15 protein-coding genes are annotated in these 19,178 nt (G+C 60.4%); 5 read left to right on the top strand and 10 right to left on the bottom strand.

The features are described from left to right. Positions 1-2 precede the first annotated feature (2 nt). From M1E10_RS02650 to M1E10_RS02660, 3 genes are all read left to right on the top strand, one after another. Positions 3-932 (top strand): Rossmann-fold NAD(P)-binding domain-containing protein, encoded by a 930-nt coding sequence (locus M1E10_RS02650; protein WP_499172585.1) that lies wholly within the window; start codon positions 3-5, stop codon positions 930-932. 2 nt (positions 933-934) lie between these two features. Beyond that, positions 935-1,798, top strand: coding sequence for an MBL fold metallo-hydrolase (locus M1E10_RS02655; protein ID WP_499172586.1), 864 nt, complete (start codon positions 935-937; stop codon positions 1,796-1,798). Between the two features lie 74 nt (positions 1,799-1,872). Beyond that, positions 1,873-2,751, top strand: a complete 879-nt coding sequence (locus tag M1E10_RS02660) for a MurR/RpiR family transcriptional regulator (RefSeq protein ID WP_499172588.1) — start codon at positions 1,873-1,875, stop codon at positions 2,749-2,751. A 222-nt stretch (positions 2,752-2,973) separates the two neighbouring features. Here M1E10_RS02660 and M1E10_RS02665 read toward each other — a convergent pair whose 3' ends face one another. Together M1E10_RS02665 and M1E10_RS02670 are read right to left on the bottom strand one after the other, a co-directional pair. Next, positions 2,974-3,405: a type II toxin-antitoxin system VapC family toxin gene (locus M1E10_RS02665; RefSeq protein ID WP_499172589.1), complete on the bottom strand. Its 432-nt coding sequence runs from the start codon at positions 3,403-3,405 to the stop codon at positions 2,974-2,976. Next, positions 3,402-3,605, bottom strand: a complete 204-nt coding sequence (locus M1E10_RS02670) for a hypothetical protein (RefSeq protein ID WP_499172590.1) — start codon at positions 3,603-3,605, stop codon at positions 3,402-3,404. The genes M1E10_RS02665 and M1E10_RS02670 overlap by 4 nt, the downstream gene beginning before the upstream one ends. Positions 3,606-3,793: 188 nt before the next feature. Between M1E10_RS02670 and M1E10_RS02675 the strand changes: the two genes are divergently transcribed. Next, positions 3,794-4,036, top strand: coding sequence for a type II toxin-antitoxin system Phd/YefM family antitoxin (locus M1E10_RS02675; protein WP_499172591.1), 243 nt, complete (start codon positions 3,794-3,796; stop codon positions 4,034-4,036). Then, positions 4,036-4,461: a type II toxin-antitoxin system VapC family toxin gene (locus M1E10_RS02680; RefSeq protein WP_499172592.1), complete on the top strand. Its 426-nt coding sequence runs from the start codon at positions 4,036-4,038 to the stop codon at positions 4,459-4,461. The genes M1E10_RS02675 and M1E10_RS02680 overlap by 1 nt, the downstream gene beginning before the upstream one ends. A gap of 542 nt (positions 4,462-5,003) precedes the next feature. Here the strand turns inward: M1E10_RS02680 and fhuB are convergent. The 8 genes from fhuB to M1E10_RS02720 form a co-directional block, all read right to left on the bottom strand. After that, positions 5,004-6,938 carry an iron ABC transporter permease gene (gene fhuB / locus M1E10_RS02685; RefSeq protein ID WP_499172593.1) on the bottom strand — a complete coding sequence of 645 codons (1,935 nt, stop codon included), beginning with the start codon at positions 6,936-6,938 and terminating at the stop codon, positions 5,004-5,006. Between the two features lie 40 nt (positions 6,939-6,978). Next, positions 6,979-7,881, bottom strand: a complete 903-nt coding sequence (locus tag M1E10_RS02690) for a TroA family protein (protein WP_499172595.1) — start codon at positions 7,879-7,881, stop codon at positions 6,979-6,981. Then, the gene (locus M1E10_RS02695; protein ID WP_499173447.1) at positions 7,878-8,657 is read right to left on the bottom strand and encodes an ABC transporter ATP-binding protein; all 780 of its coding nucleotides are present in this window, start codon (positions 8,655-8,657) and stop codon (positions 7,878-7,880) included. Before M1E10_RS02695 ends, M1E10_RS02690 begins: the two co-directional genes overlap by 4 nt. A 27-nt stretch (positions 8,658-8,684) precedes the next feature. Then, entirely contained in the window at positions 8,685-10,853 is a 2,169-nt protein-coding gene (locus M1E10_RS02700; protein ID WP_499172596.1) for a TonB-dependent siderophore receptor, read from the bottom strand. 129 nt (positions 10,854-10,982) lie between these two features. Further along, positions 10,983-11,864, bottom strand: coding sequence for a helix-turn-helix domain-containing protein (locus M1E10_RS02705; protein WP_499172597.1), 882 nt, complete (start codon positions 11,862-11,864; stop codon positions 10,983-10,985). A 451-nt stretch (positions 11,865-12,315) separates the two neighbouring features. Further along, positions 12,316-13,374, bottom strand: a complete 1,059-nt coding sequence (locus M1E10_RS02710; protein ID WP_499173448.1) for a nucleotidyltransferase family protein — start codon at positions 13,372-13,374, stop codon at positions 12,316-12,318. A gap of 1,493 nt (positions 13,375-14,867) precedes the next feature. Next, entirely contained in the window at positions 14,868-15,779 is a 912-nt protein-coding gene (locus tag M1E10_RS02715) for a MipA/OmpV family protein (protein ID WP_499172598.1), read from the bottom strand. 275 nt (positions 15,780-16,054) lie between these two features. Beyond that, the gene (locus tag M1E10_RS02720) at positions 16,055-19,177 is read right to left on the bottom strand and encodes an efflux RND transporter permease subunit (RefSeq protein ID WP_499172599.1); all 3,123 of its coding nucleotides are present in this window, start codon (positions 19,175-19,177) and stop codon (positions 16,055-16,057) included. Position 19,178: the final 1 nt, after the last annotated feature.

Here is a 19,178-nt window from a genome sequence, read left to right on the forward strand (position 1 = left end):
ACATGAACCAGCGCATTCTCGTGACCCCTCGCTCGCTCACCGCCGAACCGCATCCCGAGGTCGAGCGTCTTCGCAATCTCGGCTTCGAGATCGTCTATTCCTCGGCCGGCGTCATGCCAACCGAGCAGGAATTGATGAGGCTCGTTCCCGACTGCGTCGGCTGGCTGGCGGGTGTCGAACCGGTGACGGCGAAAATCATCGCCGTAGCCGAACAGCTGAAGGTCATCAGCCGTAACGGCGTTGGCGTCGACAACTTGCCGATCGAGACCCTCAACCAGCGCGGCGTGCAGGTGATGGTCGCCGAGGGCGCCAACTCGCTCGGCGTCGCCGAGCTGACGATCGGCATGATTTTCAGCGCCATGCGCTCCATCCCGTTGACTGATGCTGGCATAAAATCGGGAGGCTGGCCGCGCGTTCGCGGCGCGGAAGTGCACGGCCGCACGATTGGCATCATCGGCTGCGGCGCAATCGGCCGTGAAGTTGCCCGCATGGCGATTGCAATCGGCGCCCGTGTCATTGCCTTCGATCCTGCGAGACCGAACCTGGACCTGCCCTCGGCGTCCTTCGCCTACGGCGAGATCGACGAGATCGTCGCGCAGGCGGATATTTTGTCCCTGCATTGCCCGCTTCCCCGTGACGGCAGCGCGCTGTTGACCAAAGAACGGTTGGCGATGTGCAGACATGGTCAGGTGATCATCAACACGGCCCGCTCCAAACTCATCGACGAGGCCGCCCTCATCGATGCGCTGGAGGATGGTCGTGTCGGCGCCTACGCAACGGATGTCTTCGATGAGGAGCCGCCGACCTCCCTGACGCTCGCTTCCCATCGGCGTGTTATCGCAACGAGCCATATCGGCGGCTTCACCAGTGAAAGCGTCGAGCGCGCCACGCGCATTGCTGCTGACAATCTCCTTATCGCATTGAGGGCATAACCGTGGCAGGCCGGCTGGTTGAGACCGGTTTATCTGGTGCCTTGGCCGAGCAGCTTTCCGGGCCGCCTGCCGAAGTTGTCCGTTTCTACTGGCTCGGCCAGGCCGGTTTCGTCCTCGAAATGGGTGAGCGGCGGCTTGTCGTCGACCCCTATCTATCGGACTCGCTGGCGGAGAAGTATCGCGGTAGCGCACGTCCGCATAAAAGAATGATGCCGCCACCCATTCTGCCCGAAAGCCTTGAACGGGTGGACCTCGTCCTCTCTACCCATGCCCATAGCGACCATATGGACCCCGGCACGCTTCCTCCCCTGCTGAAAGCCAATCCGCAGGCAAAGCTTGTAGCCCCCCGTGCCGTCCGTCAACAGGCGCTAGACCGCTCGGGTGTTGCGGCAGAACGATTGATACTCGTCGACGCAGGTCAGGTGATTGAACCGTTCCCCGGACTTTCGATCACGGCAACCCGCGCAGCCCATGAAACGTTGGAAACGGACGGCGAAGGGCATCATCGTTTTCTTGGTTATGTTGTCGAGGCCGCCGGCATTCGTATCTGGCATTCGGGCGATTGCATCCCCTTCGACGGCCTCATCGAGGAGGTCGCGCCCCTCGCCACCGATATCGCGCTTCTGCCGGTCAACGGGCGCAGGCCCGAACTCTCGGACAATGGCGTGCCGGGCAATTTTACGATCGCCGAAGCGATATCGACCGCCGGCGCCATCGGCGCCCATACTCTCGTCGCACATCATTACGGCCTCTTCGATTTCAATACCGAAAATCCGGCAAACATCGATGCCGCGGCAGCCTCAAGCCCGGCGACGGATGTTTTCCGTGCGAAGGTCGGCATATGCTACGAATGGCAGGGCGCGTGATGCCAAGCGGCCGGTTCCATTTCCATCACACCGGACTTGGCTTATGAGCGGGCTGGCACAGAAGGGCTAACTCGATGGATACCGAAGTCATACGCAATAGCGGCCGCAATATCATTGAGATCATCAGGACGATGCGCCCAGAGCTTCGCAAGTCCGACCGCAAGGTCGCCGACATCGTGCTCGACGATCCGCGCCGCATCATGAACGCGACGGTCGGGGAGACCGCGCAACTGGCGGATGTCAGTCAGCCGACCGTGCTGCGCTTTACCACGGCGATCGGCTGCAGCGGCTTTCAGGATTTCAAGATCAAGCTTGCCCAGAGCCTCGCCTTCGGCACGCCCGCGACCCATTCGGTGCTGCTCGATACCGACGAGCCTGAAATCGTCGCCGAAAAGATCTTCGATTATACGATGACCAGCCTCGACTGGGCACGTTCGCGGCTGAACAAGGAAGCGCTGCACAAGGCGATCGATATCCTTGCGACGGCCCGGACAATCGTCTTTTTTGGCTTTGGCGCCTCCGGCATCGTTGCACGCGATGCACAGCAGAAATTTCCGCTGTTCGGTGTGCCCTGCGTAGCGGAACTCGATTCCCACCAGCAGTTGATGGTGGCCTCGATGATGAAGCCGGGCGATGTCGCCTTCGTCATCTCCAATACGGGCACGACCCGCTCGATCATCGAAATCGCCCGGATCGCCCATGAGAACGGCGCGACCGTGATTTGTCTGACCGGTTCGGATTCGCCGCTCACCCATTATTGCGATGTCTCGCTGATCGTCGAGACGCTCGAAAACACCAACATGTACACACCGACGATTTCGCGAATCGCGGCATTGGTTGTGATCGACATTCTCTCGACCAGCGTGGCCCTACGACGATCGCCGGAGGACCAGGCCCGGATCCATCAGATGAAGCGGCAGTTGAGCGACATGCGAAAGATGCAGCCGATCTGATGGATCCAGCTACTCAAACCTATAGCCTTGGAGAAGAGGGCCGTCTGCCCCAGTGTGCTGCTTCACCGAACGCACCGTTGGAGCGCGCTGAAGGCTTTGGGGCTTTGGCTGAGCGCACATCATCCCACGCGCTGGGTTTCGCGCTTTATGGCCGGGTGCAGGCCCTGTCGCGACCTCCGAGATCTCAGTTGAACGCCTTGATAGGACCGAACCGACGGCCCCTTAGTTGAAGTTCTGACCATTCCATGGATTTATGACTTTCAATCCAACCGCCGCGAATGGACTTGTGTCTCTCGTTGCCACCACCAGACCCATCTCTGCAGCTGTAGCAGCAACCAATCCATCAGCCCTGCCGATCGCTTTACCGGATGCTCGCGCGTCCGCCATCAGTCCGGAGTAAAAAAGGGACGTGCTTAGGGTGAAGGGCAAAATACGCTCAACAAAATGTGGCAGCACCTCATCCTCAAGACGGTTGTGGAGGATGGTTTGACGCCGCCCGCCCGGCATGGACGCAATACCAAACCGAAGCTCCGCAACCGATATCGCAGAGATAAAGAGGGTCTCGATAGTTTGGGCATCCAGCCAAGCCACAACCTCTGCATCAGGAGCCGGCTTCCACGGCTCTGATATCACGTTGGTGTCAATCAAGATCATTCAAAAGTCATCGGTTCAGCTTGCGTCTTATCGCGCTCTTGCAGAGCTTCGACGTCACGGTTGGAAAGTTCGGCCTCACGACCGATCGACGCGAGCAATGAGCCGAGCTTTACGCGTTGAGACGGGCGAACAGCAGCCTCGAGGATATCGCGGATCTCCGCCTCCGTGCTATCATCCCCGTTTGCGACGTTGGACGGCACCACATCACTCGCAGGACTTCCAATGGGGCTGGCAAAGCCCCGCGTTCACGCCTAACCAAGGTGTACGGTACGTTGTCGCTCCAATAGGTGGCATCCCGCAATGGAACGGTGTGCTTCATCGGCGAACCTCCTGCTGGAATTCTTAGCTCGATCTGCTATATGACTACCTACATGGTCAGGAGGATGACATGCCGACAATCAATCTGGCAGATGCCAAAGCACATTTGAGCGAATTGGTCGACCGGGTTGAAGCGGGCGATTCAATCAACATCACCCGCCGCGGCAAGCCCGTCGCTCGGCTCATCGCGGTGGAAACACCGCGCAAGCCGATCGATGCGGCACTGCTTCAATTGCTGACGGCGGCGATGCCGCCCCAGTCCCAGAGTGCTGCCGATCTCGTGCGGTCGATGCGCGATGGCGATCGCTACTGATGCTTTATCTCGATACATCGCTGATCGTTGCGGCGCTCTCCAACGAAGCAACGACGCCGCGCGTTCAGGCCTGGCTGGCCGAGCAGGACCCGGCGGGGCTCCTGATCAGCGACTGGACCGTTACCGAGATGTCGTCGGCACTAGCGATCAAGCTGCGTACTGGACACATCACCCTCGAGCAGCGCGCCGCGGCGCTCGCCATGTTCAGCAAACTTGTCGCCGAGAGTTTCATCATGCTGCCCGTGATGGGCGGTCATTTCCGGGCGGCGGCAAGGTTTGTTGATCAACATGCTCTTGGGCTGCGTGCGGGAGACGCGCTGCATCTCGCTATTGCGTCGGAGCATGGCGCCACTGTGTATACGCTTGACCAGCGGTTGGCTGAGGCCGGGCCAGCGCTTGGTATCCCAGCACAGTTACTAGCATGATCCGGACCTTCTCCAGCTTGGCCAGTCCGTTCCGGAGCCGCCATCGCCGGTGACTGGCCGACGAGCAGAACGACGCGATCGTGGCGGACTATTTCGCGATGCTCGCTGACGACATCGCCGGCCCCCCCACCAGCAAGTCTGGACATAACCGCCTTCTGCAGGGATGATCGATCGTCCTCGCGGCTCGATCGAATACAATCATCAGAACATCAACGCCGTGCTCAAAGGCATCGGGGAAGTCTCTATCCCAGGCTATAAGCCGGTCTTCAACTTCCAGGCATCGCTCCTTGACGCTGGGGTGCGGCTGGCTCGATCGCCATCCGGATTGGGTCGCACCGGCTGCGTGCGGTCCAGCACCTTTCGCCGTTCAGGTAGCCGAAGCCGACACCGCTGTAGCGAATGTCGCCGCACGGCCGCGGCAGATCCGTTGCACCGGCCGATCGGCGATGTCGGGACGCGTGGCAAGAACCTGCAAATAGCGGTGAAAGCCGGCAATCCCCTTCGGATAGGGCTCGATGAATCATGGCGTTCCATCGGCACGTTCAAGCCGGCGTCCTGCGGCTCAGCAGCCACAGCAGATAGGGACCGCTGATCAGGGCGGCAAACAGCCCCAGCGGGATTTGATAAGGGTAAATCACCAGTCGGGAAAGCCAGTCGGCGGCAATCAGGATCGCTGCCCCCAGGATCAGCGATGCGGCCAGTTGGTGCCCCGGCTGCTGGAATCCTGCCATCCGGGCAAGATGCGGGGCGACAAGTCCGGTCAGGCTGAGCGGCCCGACGACGAGCGAGCCTGCCGCCGTCAACAGCGCCGCGAGCACCGCCAGCAACAGCCTGGTCCTTGCGACAGGTAGCCCGAGCGAACGCCCCACCTCCGGGCCGAGGGGCAGCAGCGAAAGCCAGCGCCCTGTCAGGAGTAGCGGCAGGACCAAAAGGCCAAGCGCGCCCATCGCAACGCCGGCTTGCAGCGGTCCGGCATTGTTGGTCGATCCTGAAATCCAGGTGAGCAGGATAAAGCTGCGCATGTCGCCCTGCGCCAGCACCAGTGTGATCAGCGCCATGGAGAGGGCACCAAGCGCAACGCCCGCCAGCAGCACACGCTCCGGCGAGAACCCTGTGCGCACCGTCAGCGCCATGATCAGCAGGAAGCTCGCAAGCGCGCCCAGTGCCGTGCTTGCCAGCATGACCGGGAGAGATGGAAACGCCACCAAGAACAGCGCCACCGTCAATCCGGCGCCACCCCCGGCACTGACGCCTAGCACCTCCGGGCTCGCCAACGGGTTGCCGGTGATCCGCTGCATGATCAGGCCGGCAGCCGCCAGCATCGCGCCCGCGCCGCCCGCCGCTATCAGCCGCGGCAGCCGGAACGGCAGAAGTCCGTAGAGATTGCTGCCGAGGCTGAGCGTCAGACCAGCTTCGGACGGGCCTACGACAATAGCCAGCGCCAATAGCACGGCAAGAACAACAACCAGCAGCACGATACCCCTGCCCGGTCGCGACAGCCGTCGGCCCGGCGGGACGGCCGCGACCTTCGCCGTCAGCACGCTGCGTACTTGCGGCAGAAGCAGAAGCAACAGCGGACCGCCAAAGAGGGCGGTCGCGGCACCCGCCGGCGCAAGATCGGAGAAACCCGCCCCGAGCATTTGCATCAGCGCATCCGCGACAAAGAGAACCGCGCCGCCGATGACAGCGGCGCCGGCGACCACCTCGCCGGTTGTCCGCGCCCCGCAGTAGCGCGCCAGCGCCGGCGCGGCGAGGCCGAGGAAGCCGATCACGCCGACCACCGCGGTCACGGATGCCGCAAGCCAGACTGCAAGCGCCAACACCGCAAGGCGGATGGCATGGATGGAGACGCCGAGACTGCGGGCAGCGGCATCGTCGAGCGACAACACCCGAAGTGGTCGCATCACCAGCATCGTCGCGACCATGCCGATGATCAGTCGGGGAAGCAGCGAGAGCACGCCACTCCAATCCTGCTGGCTGAGCGAGCCCGAGCCCCAGATGAAGATCGACATGGCGTACTCGCCGCGCGCCAGGACGACTGCCACGCTCGCCGCCGAGGCGATCATGGTCACGACCATGCCAGAAAGCGCCACCGTCAACGGGTCCAGCTGCCGCCGCCAGCTGAGCGCCAGCACCAGAAAAAGGGCGCCGAAGCCGCCGGCAAAGGCGATCAATTCGCGCGGCAGGAACAGCAGACCCGGCGACAGTCCGAGCGCCAGGGTCAGCGCCAGCTGCGCCCCGGCGGCGATCCCGAGGGTGGAGGCATCGGCAATCGGATTGCGCAGCACATGCTGCAACAGCGCGCCCGAAAGCCCGAGCGCCGCGCCGGCAAGAACGGCGATTGTCGCGCGTGGCATCAGGCTGTGCCAAAGCAGGATGGACGAGAGCGCCGCCGCCTCGGCCGCGGGTCCGGGCACCGGAGGCATTAGCAGCACCATCAGCAACAGCATTACGATGCAGGTGATCAAAAGCGCCATCGACGCAAAGCAAAATCTTGGCCAGGAAGGCGCGCTCATCTCAGCCGTTGCGGGCATACAGCAGACCTTCCGTCAGGAGATCGGCAAACCGTGCCGCCGCCGGTAGCGCGCCATAGGGGTTGACCGGACCGAGGGTGAGGACGCGCCCTTCCCGCACCGGCGGCAGGGCGTTCCAGAATGCACTTGCTGCAAGCGTCTCGACCACGTCCGCCGGCTGCGGCAGGATGAGGATAATCCACGCTTCAGGCATCGTCGCCAGCGTCTCGATGCCGATCGGCGCCATGGCCGAATAGGCGGTCGCACCGGTCCAGGCATTGTCCAGCCCGAGCCGCACCAGCACTTCGCCGAACATGCTGTCACTACCGAAGACACGGTAATGCCGCGCATCGCCGAGATTGATCGGCAGTACGGGCCTTCCGTCGCCGCCGGGCGCGAGGATCTGCCGCTGGCGCTCCAGCTGCGCTTCGATGGCCTCGATCAGCTGTCTGCTGGTATCGAGACCAAGGCGCTCGCCCATGGCTCGGGTCGCCTCCGATGAAAGAGCGAAAGCACTCTCTCCCGGCACATAGACCGAGTGCGTCTCCACCGGCGCGATGCGGCGCAGGGAAGGCTCGCTGGAGAGGTAGAAGTTGGAGTTGAAGATCAGCTCCGGTTGGGCGTGTATGAGCGCCTCGAAGCTCGGCATGCCGCGCAGGCCCAGATCCCGGACCTTCGGTGGAACCGGCGGCGCCACGGCCACCTCGCCAAATTGCCGGAGCTCCGCGCCGGCCACGACATTTGCTCCAATCGCCAGAAGCGTTTCCAGAAGCGCCCAGTCGAGCGTCGCGACGCGCGGCCCATGGGCTGCATCCGGCGCAGCATGCACGGCATTTGGCATCACGAGCGTGGCGGACAACGCGGCGAGAAGCTGGCGCCGCGTCCATGGAGAGGGCGCAGCACTCATAGCAGGTAGCTGACTGGCTGCTTGTGGTGCGGATGTCGAAACACGCCCATGCGAGTGCCGAAGATCGCCTGCAGTGCTTCCTCCTGCATGATCTCCTCCGGCGCGCCGCTCATCAGCACGCGACCGCCGTTGAGGGCGATGATCGTATCGCAGTAGCGGGCAGCCAGATTGATGTCGTGTAGCACGACAATCACCGTCAGCCGGCGTTCTTCGGCCAGCGCGCGCACCAGTGCAAGAACGCCCGCCTGGTGTGCAAGATCGAGTGCCGAAGTCGGTTCGTCGAGGATCAGGCAGCGCGCATTCTGCGCCAGCATCATGGCGATCCACGCCCGCTGCCGCTCGCCACCCGACATGCCATCAACGTGCCGATCCGCGAAGGAAAGAAGATCGGTGCGGACGATCGCTTCCTCGACGGCCTGACGGTCGGCGTCAGCAAACCGGCCGAGGGTGCCGTGCCAAGGAAAACGCCCCAGCGCCACCAGTTCGCGCACGGTCATGCCGTCCGCGCCGGGCGTGAACTGCGGCATATAGGCGACATGACGGGCAAAGGCGCGGTTGTTCCACGCCCGTGCCGACTGGCCGCCCCAAGCAATCTCGCCGGCGCTCGGCCTGACCTGCCGGGCGATGATCCTGAGCAGGCTGCTCTTTCCGGAGCCGTTCGGCCCGACAAGGCCGCAGACGGTGCCCGTTTTGAAATCGAGGTCAATGCCGGAGAGGATCGTCTTGCCGTCCACGCAGAAGCCCACGCCTCTCAGCGACAGGAAAGCCTCCGGCACGGACTGCTCAACCATGGATACCCTTGCCTACCATTTCTTGCTCAGCTTGAACGTCACGGTGCGCGCCTCGCCGTAGCCGCAGGCTCCAACGCCGCCGCAGCTTTCCACATAGTCCTCGTCGAGCAGGTTCGCGACGTTCAGCGAGGCGGTCCAGTCGTCCTTCCGGTAGCGGATCGCCGCATCGACGAGCGTCGCATCCGGCACCTTGAGCGTATTGGCCTCGTCAGCCCAGGATTGGCCCTTGTAGCGCAGGCCGGCACCGACGCTGAGCCCTTCGAGCGCTGCGTTGGCGAAGGCATAGTCGAGCCACAGCGACGCCGTCACGTCCGGGACGATATAGGGTGTTTTGCCGACCAGCGCCGGGTTCGGATCGTTTTCCGTCACCACGACATCCGCATAGGTGAACGAGCCAAGCATACGCCAATTCTCGTTGAGGTTCACCTTGCCCTCGAGCTCGACGCCCTGCGAACGGACCTCCCCGAGCTGGTCCTGCCAGGGCGCCACGGCCACCGAGACGACATTATTCTGCTTGTTGATGTGGAAGACCGAGGCCGTGAACGAGGCATCCAGGAAACCTGGCTCGAACTTGACGCCCGCTTCGAACTGCTCGCCCTCTTCCGGCACCAGCGGCCCCTGCAGGCCAAGACCCACCAGCGGGTTGAAAAACGTCGCGGCGCTGACATAGGCCGTCACGCCATTGTCGAACTCATAGGCAAGGCCAGCACGGCCACTCCATGCTCCCTCCGAGGAGTCATAGTCGTCGTTCGCCGCCAGGCGGTCGTCCATTTCCGTATGGACAAAGTCGTAGCGGCCGTTCAACGTGACGATCCAGCCGGCGCCGAAGCGGATCTGATCCTGGGCGTAAAGGCCCAGCTGGTTCATCTTCAGCTCCTGGTCGTAGAGCGGGTTGAGGCTCGGCTGCGGCAGTCCGTAAACGGGGTCGGTCGGACTGATCGAACTGGCGCCGAACAGCGAATTCTGCACGTTGTCGAGCCGGTAGTAGCGGTAGTCGATCCCGGCCAACACCGAGTGCTCCGCACCGCCGAAGTCGAACTGGTTTTCCAACCGGTTGTCCCAGGCGAGCGTGTCGGCCGACGTATCCCCCTCGAACCCGATGCGGTTCAGCTGGTAGTAGCCCGGAGCGGCGGGATTGGTGGTGTTGACATAGAGATAGGGGTAAGGCCCGTTCTCGTACTTGTCCAAATGGCCGTAGCGGAAGTTGGAGGTGAAGTTCCAGCCGTTGTCGAAGTCATGATCGAACTCGAAACCGAGCATCTGCTGGTCGTATCGACCAGTGTCGAGATCCGGCTCGCCGAAGAAGCCTTCCCGGTCGATACGCCCGAAGGGCGCGTCCACCACCGTCCCGACATAGGGCAGGAAGCCGTTGCTGGTATGCACCTGGTCGAGCGCGCCGGCATAGCCCCACAGCGTCAGGCTGGTGGAATCGTCCGGTGCGATCGTCAGCTGCGGCATCACGAAGCCGCGCAGGTCTTCGGAATAGTCCGAATAATTGTCGCCGCCGGCGATCTTGCCGGTCAGGCGATAGCTCATAGTGCCGTCTTTGCCGATCGCGTCGGATAAATCGAACCCGAAGAAGCCATTGCCGTTCGAGTTGATCCCTGCCTCAGTGTAGTAGAGGGGATCGTCGGTCGGCCGCTTGCGGATCATGTCGACGATGCCGCCGGCATTGGCCCCACCATAAAGGACCGACGCCGGTCCCTTCAGCACGTCAACCCGCTCCAGCATGAAAGGGTCGATCTGGAAACCGCCGAAGCCGTAGCTGAAGAGGTTCAGGTCGTCGAAGTAGACGCCGGTCTGGGTCGCGTTGAAGCCGCGGATGAAATACCAGTCGGTGTCCGGGTCGCTGCCATAGGGCTGCGCGACAATGCCCGGCGTATAGCGCAGCAGCTCGTCGACCTTGTTGGTGATGCCGCGGTCCTGGAATTCCTGCTGGCCGATCACGGACACCGACTGCGGGATCTCGCTGACAGGCGCATTGCCCTTGGAGCCGGCCGACGAAGTTTTCGCGACATAGCCCCTGACCGGCGCTACCGCTGAGGGTTCGCCTTCCCCCTCGATCACGATCGTCTCGAGCTGCGTTTCCTGCGCCAGCGCCGGCACCGCTGCCGTCATGACCGCCAGTGCCGCACCGGTCTTGAGGAAACCCGCCATCAACTTCATACGACCTGTCGTCATCAACAACCCCACCACTGCCGCAGCCCTTGCAGCCTACAATAACATGAGCCACTAACTCATATTTATGGGCACGGATTGAACGCATGTGCGACTTTTGAACGCTTCGGTCAATTTCGACGGATTCTCGCCTTACTTCTTGGCCTTTCGCCAATGGGCCGGCGTAGCGCCGGTCATCTGGCGGAAGATGCGCGTGAAATGCGCCTGATCGGAAAAGCCGGTTACGCTCGCCACCTCGCTGATGGACGGTCCTCCGGACAGCAGCAATTGCTGGGCGCGTTGAATGCGCATCTTCATCTGGCACTGGTGCGGCGCGGTCCCGGTCGAAGCCTTGAAGGAGCGGCTGAAGTGGGATTGCGACAGCCCCGTCAGCGCCGCCAGCTCCTCCAGCCGGATGCTGCGCAGGCAGTTTGCCTCGATGAAGTCGAGCGCTCGGCGCAACTGCCAAGCCGCAAGCGCGCTTTTCTGGCGCGGTTCGGAGCGGCCGAGCTTCATCGCGTCAATGATAAGCGCCAGGGCAAGCCCATCGCCATAGAGATCATGCAGCGGCTGCGGATTGGCACATTCGGCTGCGATCAGCTGCCCGAGCGTCAGAATCCTCTGGTCGCTGAAGAGCAGGAGCGGGTCACCAAGCTGCTTCGGGTCAAGGTCTTCCCCCAGCCGCTGCAGGATGGCCTCTGCATCAAAATGGATGTCGAGGTGGCGCATCGAGCGTACGCCGATCACATCGACCCAGAGGTCCATGGCCGCGGGCACGAAGGAAATCGGCCGGTTCTGGATATCCTGCGGCATGCCCGCTCCGTCTGCCGTCATCTTGACGAGCGGCTGCCCCTCGCCTTCCGCATCCAGCAGGATGAACAGCCGCGGGTCCTGCGCCACATAGTAGCCGCCCGCATAGGGAGCGCACTCCACCTGCGTCAGATCGGCGGTGATGCCGTTCCACTGGCGAGTGTGGATCTTGCCAACGACCGTAAATCCGTCGATGCGGTTGTTCATCCGAGGCTGAAAGGTCACCAGGCATGCCATAAGTGGAGCTTTAACTGAAGCTTTGATGCGCCAACCCATTGTCGCTGTCAATAAGGCGAGCACCGACAGATGGAAGCTCCTCGTACGATCCTGGTGCAACCAAGGTGAAGGAAGGAGAAGATGTATTCGTCTTGGGCATCTTTGCCCGCGGCCAGAACATCACCAAGGACATCCTGGAAGAACAAAATCAGAGACCAATCCAGCCGAAACGAATTAGCGAACTGCCTGACCGGCGTCTTCGCTCTTGAACGGATATGAACCATTGCTTCCTATAACGTCACAGCTTCCTATTGATTAATTTGCTTTCGGGTAGGCCTGATGTCGTTCAATAGCACCGTGGAAGCAGCATGAAGAGCTGTGTCAGACAAAGGTTGGGCCGAGCGCGACCTGATGCGAATGAGGATTGTCATAGGGCCTTCCTTTCGAACAGGCCTAACCTTTATTTCTTGAGAATGCCGACCATTCGATTGATAGCGCCCCAGTATTCCTTGTGCATGGTTTCAGCTGCTTCCGAGATCGCCAGCTTCCAAGCAGGTCCGCGATCCCATGCCTCTTCCAAAGCGTCAGCCAGTGATGGCCCATGGCCCGTGACCGGCAGGGCGTCGAATAGTATTCCTGCCTGTCTAAGGTCTTTATCCCGTTTGGCCTGGCCGCCGGCGTCATTCTGGCGACGGCCAGCAATGATAAGCTTGTGCACCGCGTACCTGCAAGGATCAGGGATAACAACTGAGATACCGGCACCGTGTAGCAAGATCGAACGAACGGGATCGCGGATCAAGAAATCCATGTATCTCAGCGGTTCGGCTGACGCACCACCGAGAGCGGGCATGTTGGCGGGCTTGTCCGAATATTCTTCGGCTCCCCTGTTTGTCGTCATGAACTCGACCCTGTAACCACTCTGATTCCGGAAGGCATGAGATCGAGAGCTGCCGCTGATATGCGGCACTGCGCGGAACGTTGGATCAAGCCCTTTTAGGAGATCGAGGATCGGCGGCAGCGAATCTGCCACCTCGGCGGAGATCGCGAAATCCTGGGCCAGGTCTGCATCACCTGTTAGGATCGCCGCCGAAGGCAGACGGATTCCAAGATATGCCGAGTAGCATTGAAAAGCGACAGTGCCGATGAGAACACCGCGCAGCCGGAAGAGACCGGCCTTTGCAAGCGCCTGTACGATATCGCCGGTAAAGCGATCAGCGGCAATCAAACCGGCTTCACGTGTGAGCGTAGAAACGTACTTGCGGCGTGCCTTATAGTCAGACTTCTCACCCTTGAAGGTTTCGACCCGTTCCGAAATCAGGGGGTCCTCGGCAGGCCCGACATACCGGCGCTTCTGCCCACCCTCACCGTCGGGTTGGTCGAAATACCAGTAACGCCGACCCTCAACTGCCACCGGCACGAATCTACCCGATGGGGGGAAGTCTTCCGCCCAATCATCATCAAATGCCCGTTGCTGCAGTTCCGCGACCATGGTGCGAAACATGAGGTCGATCTGCTTAATCACGGCGGCCCCTATATCGTCCTCACAAAGCTAGTATAGCTTTATCCTGTAAGCAAGCCTAGCTGCTTTACCCAGTGGACGCTGCCCGTGCCCGCTCCGCCAATGCAAGACACTACCCCCCGTGATCCTCGCTATACTGTTTTTTCATAACTGGTATATGACTGCTGTCGAGATACCCGCCTTGAATGGACTTGAACCGCCGTGCCCCGGGCACTTTAGCTACGCTTCTGCTCGCTCTGCCTTTTCTACAGCATAACGCGCTGTCAGCTAGCTGGGTGGAGTCCGCGGTCATCGTCTCATGACCGGTACGGTCGGATCCAATCCTCAGATATAGAACCGAATGTCCAACGGCGGCCGAGGCGAGCTCCAAGGTTTTGAGTCACTAAGAACACGGTCGCGCTGCATGATCGTTCGGCAACTGGTGTGGTGAGACCATGCTTCCGTCCAGGAAGCTCGAAGGCCGTAGAGCTAGCCAGCACGTGAAGAGCATCAGAATGAGATAGCTGTAGAGCTCAAGAACCTCTTCAAGGGGCACTAGGTGCAGATCTTCTGCTATTTGGCTCACACCCACCAGCCCCGCCGCTAAGGCTAACGGCCAGGAGAGCCGGGGGTGGATCGCTTTCATGACCGTCCCACGGGTGTGAAGCTCAAAAACCACCGCGGCGAGCACGAGAGACAGGGCGCCGGCGGCCATCAGGGAGCCGCGGGTCGTGGAATCCGCGCAGTAAAACAAGACGTCCCCCCGGCAACTCGGCATCTCGCGAAAGAGACCTATGTAGCTGATCAAGCCAATGGCTAGTGCTGCGAACCGGGCCAAGCACCTGCACAAGATCAACGCAATAACACTGGCAACGACCGCTGACCCTAAAACCACAGACTGCAGCAGTTCATGTGCAGCGTTCTCCGCGAAGATTTCAGGAAGAGCCATTCCGCGGGCGTTGCAAACTGCCCAGGTCGCTGCCGTGAGGCCGATGACACCAATTAAGGCATGCAACCATATGCGAAGATAAGGCCAGCGTGGCCCCTCGGTTCTGAGCCAGGCTGTAAATGGTGTCGGCATGTTCGTTCCCTATTATCTGGTGCAGCGATGGGGCTGACAAGGCTTGTCGAGTAGGTCGTCGGCTGCGGCACATAGGTCGTCCATGCAATATGACAAGTTTGCATTCAGATCAGCGCCGTTGCTAGCAAGCTCGTGCGCCGGGGCGATCATGCACCGGACACCGGGTAACATCACGGTCGTCAATTAACGCTCACTCCGTCATCGGTTTCGCTTCACGCCATGTGATCGGTTTAAGCCGACGACACCTCCTCAGACTCTGATGGCGTGCGCCTTGTGATATCAGCCGGCTTGGGAGCTGAAGCGAAACCGAGCGCTATGTGACGGAACAGACGTTCGCCTGGTCACGCTCCTGCCTCTGCAATGAGGCTATGGTGGGGTCGTCAACAGGCAGGCATCGCGGCACAGCTGATCGTACCGCGATGATGTAACTGGCTCAGAAGCGGTAGCCTATACCCAACATAGCGAAGGGCTGGATGTCATCCTTCACAATTGGGCTATCTTTGGCGTCTCCAAGGAGAAAACCTGCACCCGCTGCACCTGTGATCATCCATTGCTCAGTCCACAGGTAGGTTACAGTTCCCTTAAGATCCACACGCTTGACGCCCGCTCCCGCCTCGTATTCTTCCAGGCCTGACCTTGCGGATTGGGCCGGGCTTACCGAAAAATAGGATCTCATATGCTTGCTGTCGGCCCAGGTGCCGGACAGATCTGCAGAAAAGATAAAGCGCTCGTATTGATGCGACGCTTTTGCCCCGACGGTGCCGGTCATACCTTCGCTGCCGCCAAAAGTCTTGTCGAGCGAGGCATATATCTCGAACGGTCCGGTTTCATACGTCAGCAGTGCGCCGACGACACCGCCCATGTCGATGTCGCCGAGGCCGCGAAGATCATCGGAATCGTCCTCCTTTCGCCCCAACTCGACGCCGCCTTTCGCGGCAACCCCAAAGCCATTGTACTGCCACAGGTCCACCACCAGTCCATCCATTCCCAGATGTACACGATCGCCGAACTGAGCCGAGAGCATCGGAAAGGGCTGGATCTGGAACTCATCCGACCCTTCATATTCGGGAAGATATATCGCGCCGACGCCGACTGTGACCTTCCAGTCGTGCAGTTTTCCCCTAACGCCGCCGAACCGTCCCTCGTCGAACTGTTCTGGCGGCATGGCCTGGGCTTCTTCCATGACAAAATCGGCGGCCAGCGTCTTTGCCGGAGACAGCAGAGAAGCGACCGCAATAGCGATGACCGATGCTTTTACCGGCATCCATTGACGCCCGAGGTAAAAAGACCCCTCCGCCGGTGTCTCGCGTCCTTCTGGCATGGGATCAGGGCTCTTGAACTTCATCAAATAAATATCTCCTGTTGTGACCCGCGCAGGCATCGTCGATGCCTCTGCGCTGGACAGTGCGAGAGAAGGATTGCCGCTGCATTACATGTAAGTGGCCGAGCTCCTCCTTCAGCGTGTGGAAGAGCGACAGCGAGCCGCGCTACTGAGTAAAGCGGCTCGCCAGAATTATCAGGATTACAGTCGGGCCGCCGAGCAGCGCCGCGAAGAGGATCGCCGAGAGGAGCAGGCCACCCAATATACGCTTTATCCTTGTAGAGGTCTTCGCCATTGCCCTACCTCGCCACCTGTGGATCGACTTGTGAAAGAGGTTGAGGCGGCTTCTTCATTTTTCTCACGATGCTGTCGATGCAGGAGATGAGTACCGGAACAACAATTAGAGTGAGAACCGTCGAGCTCAGGAGCCCGCCGATCACCGCATGTGCCATGGGAGCCCTCTGGGCGCCGGTCGCGGACGTTGCCAGGGCAAGCGGGATCATGCCGAAGATCATCGCCAGTGTGGTCATCACAATGGGTCGAAACCGCACAGCGCCGGCATTGACCACGGCCTCTGCAACGGAAAGCCCCCTTTGCCGTTCGCGGTTGGCAAAATCTACCAACAAGATGCCGTTCTTCGTAACGAGGCCCATGAGCATGATAAAGCCGATCATCGAGAACATGTTGATGGTGCTTCCGGTCAGCAGCAATCCGATCAAAACGCCGATCAGTGACAGTGGGAGTGCCGCCATGATGGCAATCGGCTGCAGGAAGCTTCCGAACTGCGATGCAAGCACGACGTAGATGAAGATCACGGCCATCATCAGTGCCTTCAACAGGCTCGCGGCAGCTTTCCCAACATCCTCCGCTTCTCCTCCGAACTTAATCCGGGATCCGGGAGGGAGTTCCTGTCTGGCTATGACTGCCTCCAGATCGGCGGTGACGTCACCTGCTGTCCGACCTGAGATATCAGCAGAAATTAGAATTTCGCGCTGCTGATCGAGACGGCGGATCTCTGACGCAGCCGGAGCCAGTTCGATATCGGCTACCTGATCGAGCCTCACGACAGGGGGGCTTCCGCTATTGTTTCGGTCTGGCGTTTTGATCATCAAACTGCCGATAGCCGAGACGCTATTGCGTTGATCCTCAGGCAGTCGAACCACCACGTCATAGCTTTGACCCGATTGATCAGACCAGCGTCCGACCCTTTCGCCGCCGACAAGTGATGAGAGCATCACGGTTAGCTCTCCGAGGCCGATACCAAGATCGCTTGCTTGTTCAGGCTTGAGCCGTACCGAAAAGATCGGGCTTTCATCGCTGGCGCTCGAGTTGATGTCGACCACGCCTGGAATGTGGCGCATGCTGGCGATCAGGTCTTTCGCGGCTTTTTCCAGGACGATGCGATCATCGCCAAGCACGCTCAGTTGAATGGGACTTGCACCACCCCCAAGACCCGCCTGAATGAACGCTATTTTGATTCCAGCGATCATTGCGAGCCGCTGGCGGATAGGATCGGCCAGCATCAGAGGCGTCAGCTCGCGTTTTTCCTGGGGAACAAGGCCGACAGCCAGAGTCGCGTGATGTTTCCCAGGATTGTTTGCCGTGTTGATGCTCGAATAGATGGAGGCAACCTCGGGAAACTCGCGCAGGGCAGCTTCAACCTGCTCAAGTTTTGCTGTCGTATAATCCAGGGATGATCCTGCTGGAGCGGTCACCTTGACCTCAAATTCTCCCTCGTCTGAAGCTCCAACGAATTCCACGCCGACGAGTGGAACCATCAAGATGCTGACAATGAACACCGCGGTTGTCAGCAAGAGCGTGACGAGGCGAAAGCGAAGTGTCCAGCGGATCAATTTCCGATAGAGCGTGACAGTCTTCTCAAGCCCATTATCGAAGAGAGCAATGGTACGGCCGATTGGACCCCGCGCCGCGTTGGGGTCAGCATCGGGATCATGCCATATGCTGGAGAGCATGGGGTCCAGCGTAAACGCCACGAAAAGTGATATGACCACGGCTGCGGAAACGGTAACGCCGAATTCGTAGAAGAAGCGGCCAACCATGCCGTCCATGAAGGCAACGGGCAGGAAGACAGCGACAATGGTCGCCGTCGTCGCCATCACGGCAAGCCCTATCTCGTTTGTGCCATCGAGCGCCGCCTTGAAGTGGGACTTGCCCATGTGCAGGTGACGGGTAATGTTCTCCCGCACCACGATGGCGTCATCGACGAGAATCCCGATCGATAGTGTCAGGGCGAGCAGGCTGAGCATGTTGAGCGTGAAACCGAGGAAATCGATGACGGCGAGCGTCCCGATCATCGAAATTGGCAATGTCAGCGCGGTGATGACCGTGCTTCGCCATGAGTTGAGGAAGAGGAAAACGATGGCGACTGCAAGCGCCGCTCCTTCGATCAAGGTAGATTGAACCTCGCCGAGAGACTCCAAGATTGGCCTGGAGGCGTCTCTGATGATGACGAGCTGCACATCCCTTTGCGCCAGAACGGCGTTGAGCTGATCCAGTCGTTCGCGTATGTCCGATGCAACCTGCGCTGTATTTGCGTCCTGAATCTTGATCAGGTCGATCGCCAAAGCAGCCTTACCATTGTAGGCGGCTCTACTTTCCGGTTCCGCTGGTCCAGTCCTGACGGACGCAACGTCCGAAAGGTAGACAGGGGCGCCGGCGCGGCGAGCAACGATCAGGTCAAGAAAGTCTTTTGGGTCCATGACCCGGCCCTGGATCTGGATACTGCGTTCGGACAGCGCGGCGATGACACTTCCAGCGGGCCGGTTCCTGTTGCTGACTTTGATCGCCGCAATGACTTCGTCGACACCTAGGTCGAGGGCCTCCAGACGGGCCGAATCGACAAGGATATCGACCTGCTGTCTTTGACCACCAACCAAGATTGCCTGCCCGACGCCGGAAATGGTTGCGAGCTCGCGAATTACCCGTTCCTGAACAAGCTGGGTGAGGTCAGGCACGCCCGAGGACGCGGACATCACGGCGATCGAGAGGATTGGTTCGTCCGACGGGTTGAACCGCGAGACGATTGGCTTGTCGGCCTCCTCAGGTAGCTGCACATCGAGGGCGGCCACTTTGTCGCGGACGTCTTGCGCCGCAACCGGACTTTGCACCTCCAGTTGGAACATTGCCACGACGACGGATCGACCTTCGTATGACGTCGACGTTATCTCGTTGATTCCGCTGATCGTGCTGAGCGCCTCCTCGATCGGTTTGGTGACATCCATCTCGACAACTTCGGGCGTGGCGCCGGGGTACGCGGTGGTGACGACCACAACCGGAAGATCGACATTCGGGAACTGATCGACACCGAGACGCTGGTAGGAAAAGGCGCCGAACACCAGTATGACCACCATCATCATGGTGGCAAAGACGGGATGACCTATTGCGATGCGGGTGAGAAACATG

The organism is Rhizobium sp. PK7-22, assembly GCF_056530405.1.

What these genes read in the sequence shown, in the direction of transcription:
- M1E10_RS02650 (WP_499172585.1), top strand. Translation starts at nt 3, where the DNA reads ATGAACCAGCGCATTCTCGTGACCCCTCGCTCGCTCACCGCCGAACCG.
- M1E10_RS02660 (WP_499172588.1), top strand. Translation starts at nt 1,873, where the DNA reads ATGGATACCGAAGTCATACGCAATAGCGGCCGCAATATCATTGAGATC.
- M1E10_RS02665 (WP_499172589.1), bottom strand. Translation starts at nt 3,405, where the DNA reads ATGATCTTGATTGACACCAACGTGATATCAGAGCCGTGGAAGCCGGCT.
- M1E10_RS02675 (WP_499172591.1), top strand. Translation starts at nt 3,794, where the DNA reads ATGCCGACAATCAATCTGGCAGATGCCAAAGCACATTTGAGCGAATTG.
- M1E10_RS02680 (WP_499172592.1), top strand. Translation starts at nt 4,036, where the DNA reads ATGCTTTATCTCGATACATCGCTGATCGTTGCGGCGCTCTCCAACGAA.
- fhuB (WP_499172593.1), bottom strand. Translation starts at nt 6,938, where the DNA reads ATGGCGCTTTTGATCACCTGCATCGTAATGCTGTTGCTGATGGTGCTG.
- M1E10_RS02690 (WP_499172595.1), bottom strand. Translation starts at nt 7,881, where the DNA reads ATGAGTGCTGCGCCCTCTCCATGGACGCGGCGCCAGCTTCTCGCCGCG.
- M1E10_RS02700 (WP_499172596.1), bottom strand. Translation starts at nt 10,853, where the DNA reads ATGACGACAGGTCGTATGAAGTTGATGGCGGGTTTCCTCAAGACCGGT.
- M1E10_RS02715 (WP_499172598.1), bottom strand. Translation starts at nt 15,779, where the DNA reads ATGAAGTTCAAGAGCCCTGATCCCATGCCAGAAGGACGCGAGACACCG.
- M1E10_RS02720 (WP_499172599.1), bottom strand. Translation starts at nt 19,177, where the DNA reads ATGTTTCTCACCCGCATCGCAATAGGTCATCCCGTCTTTGCCACCATG.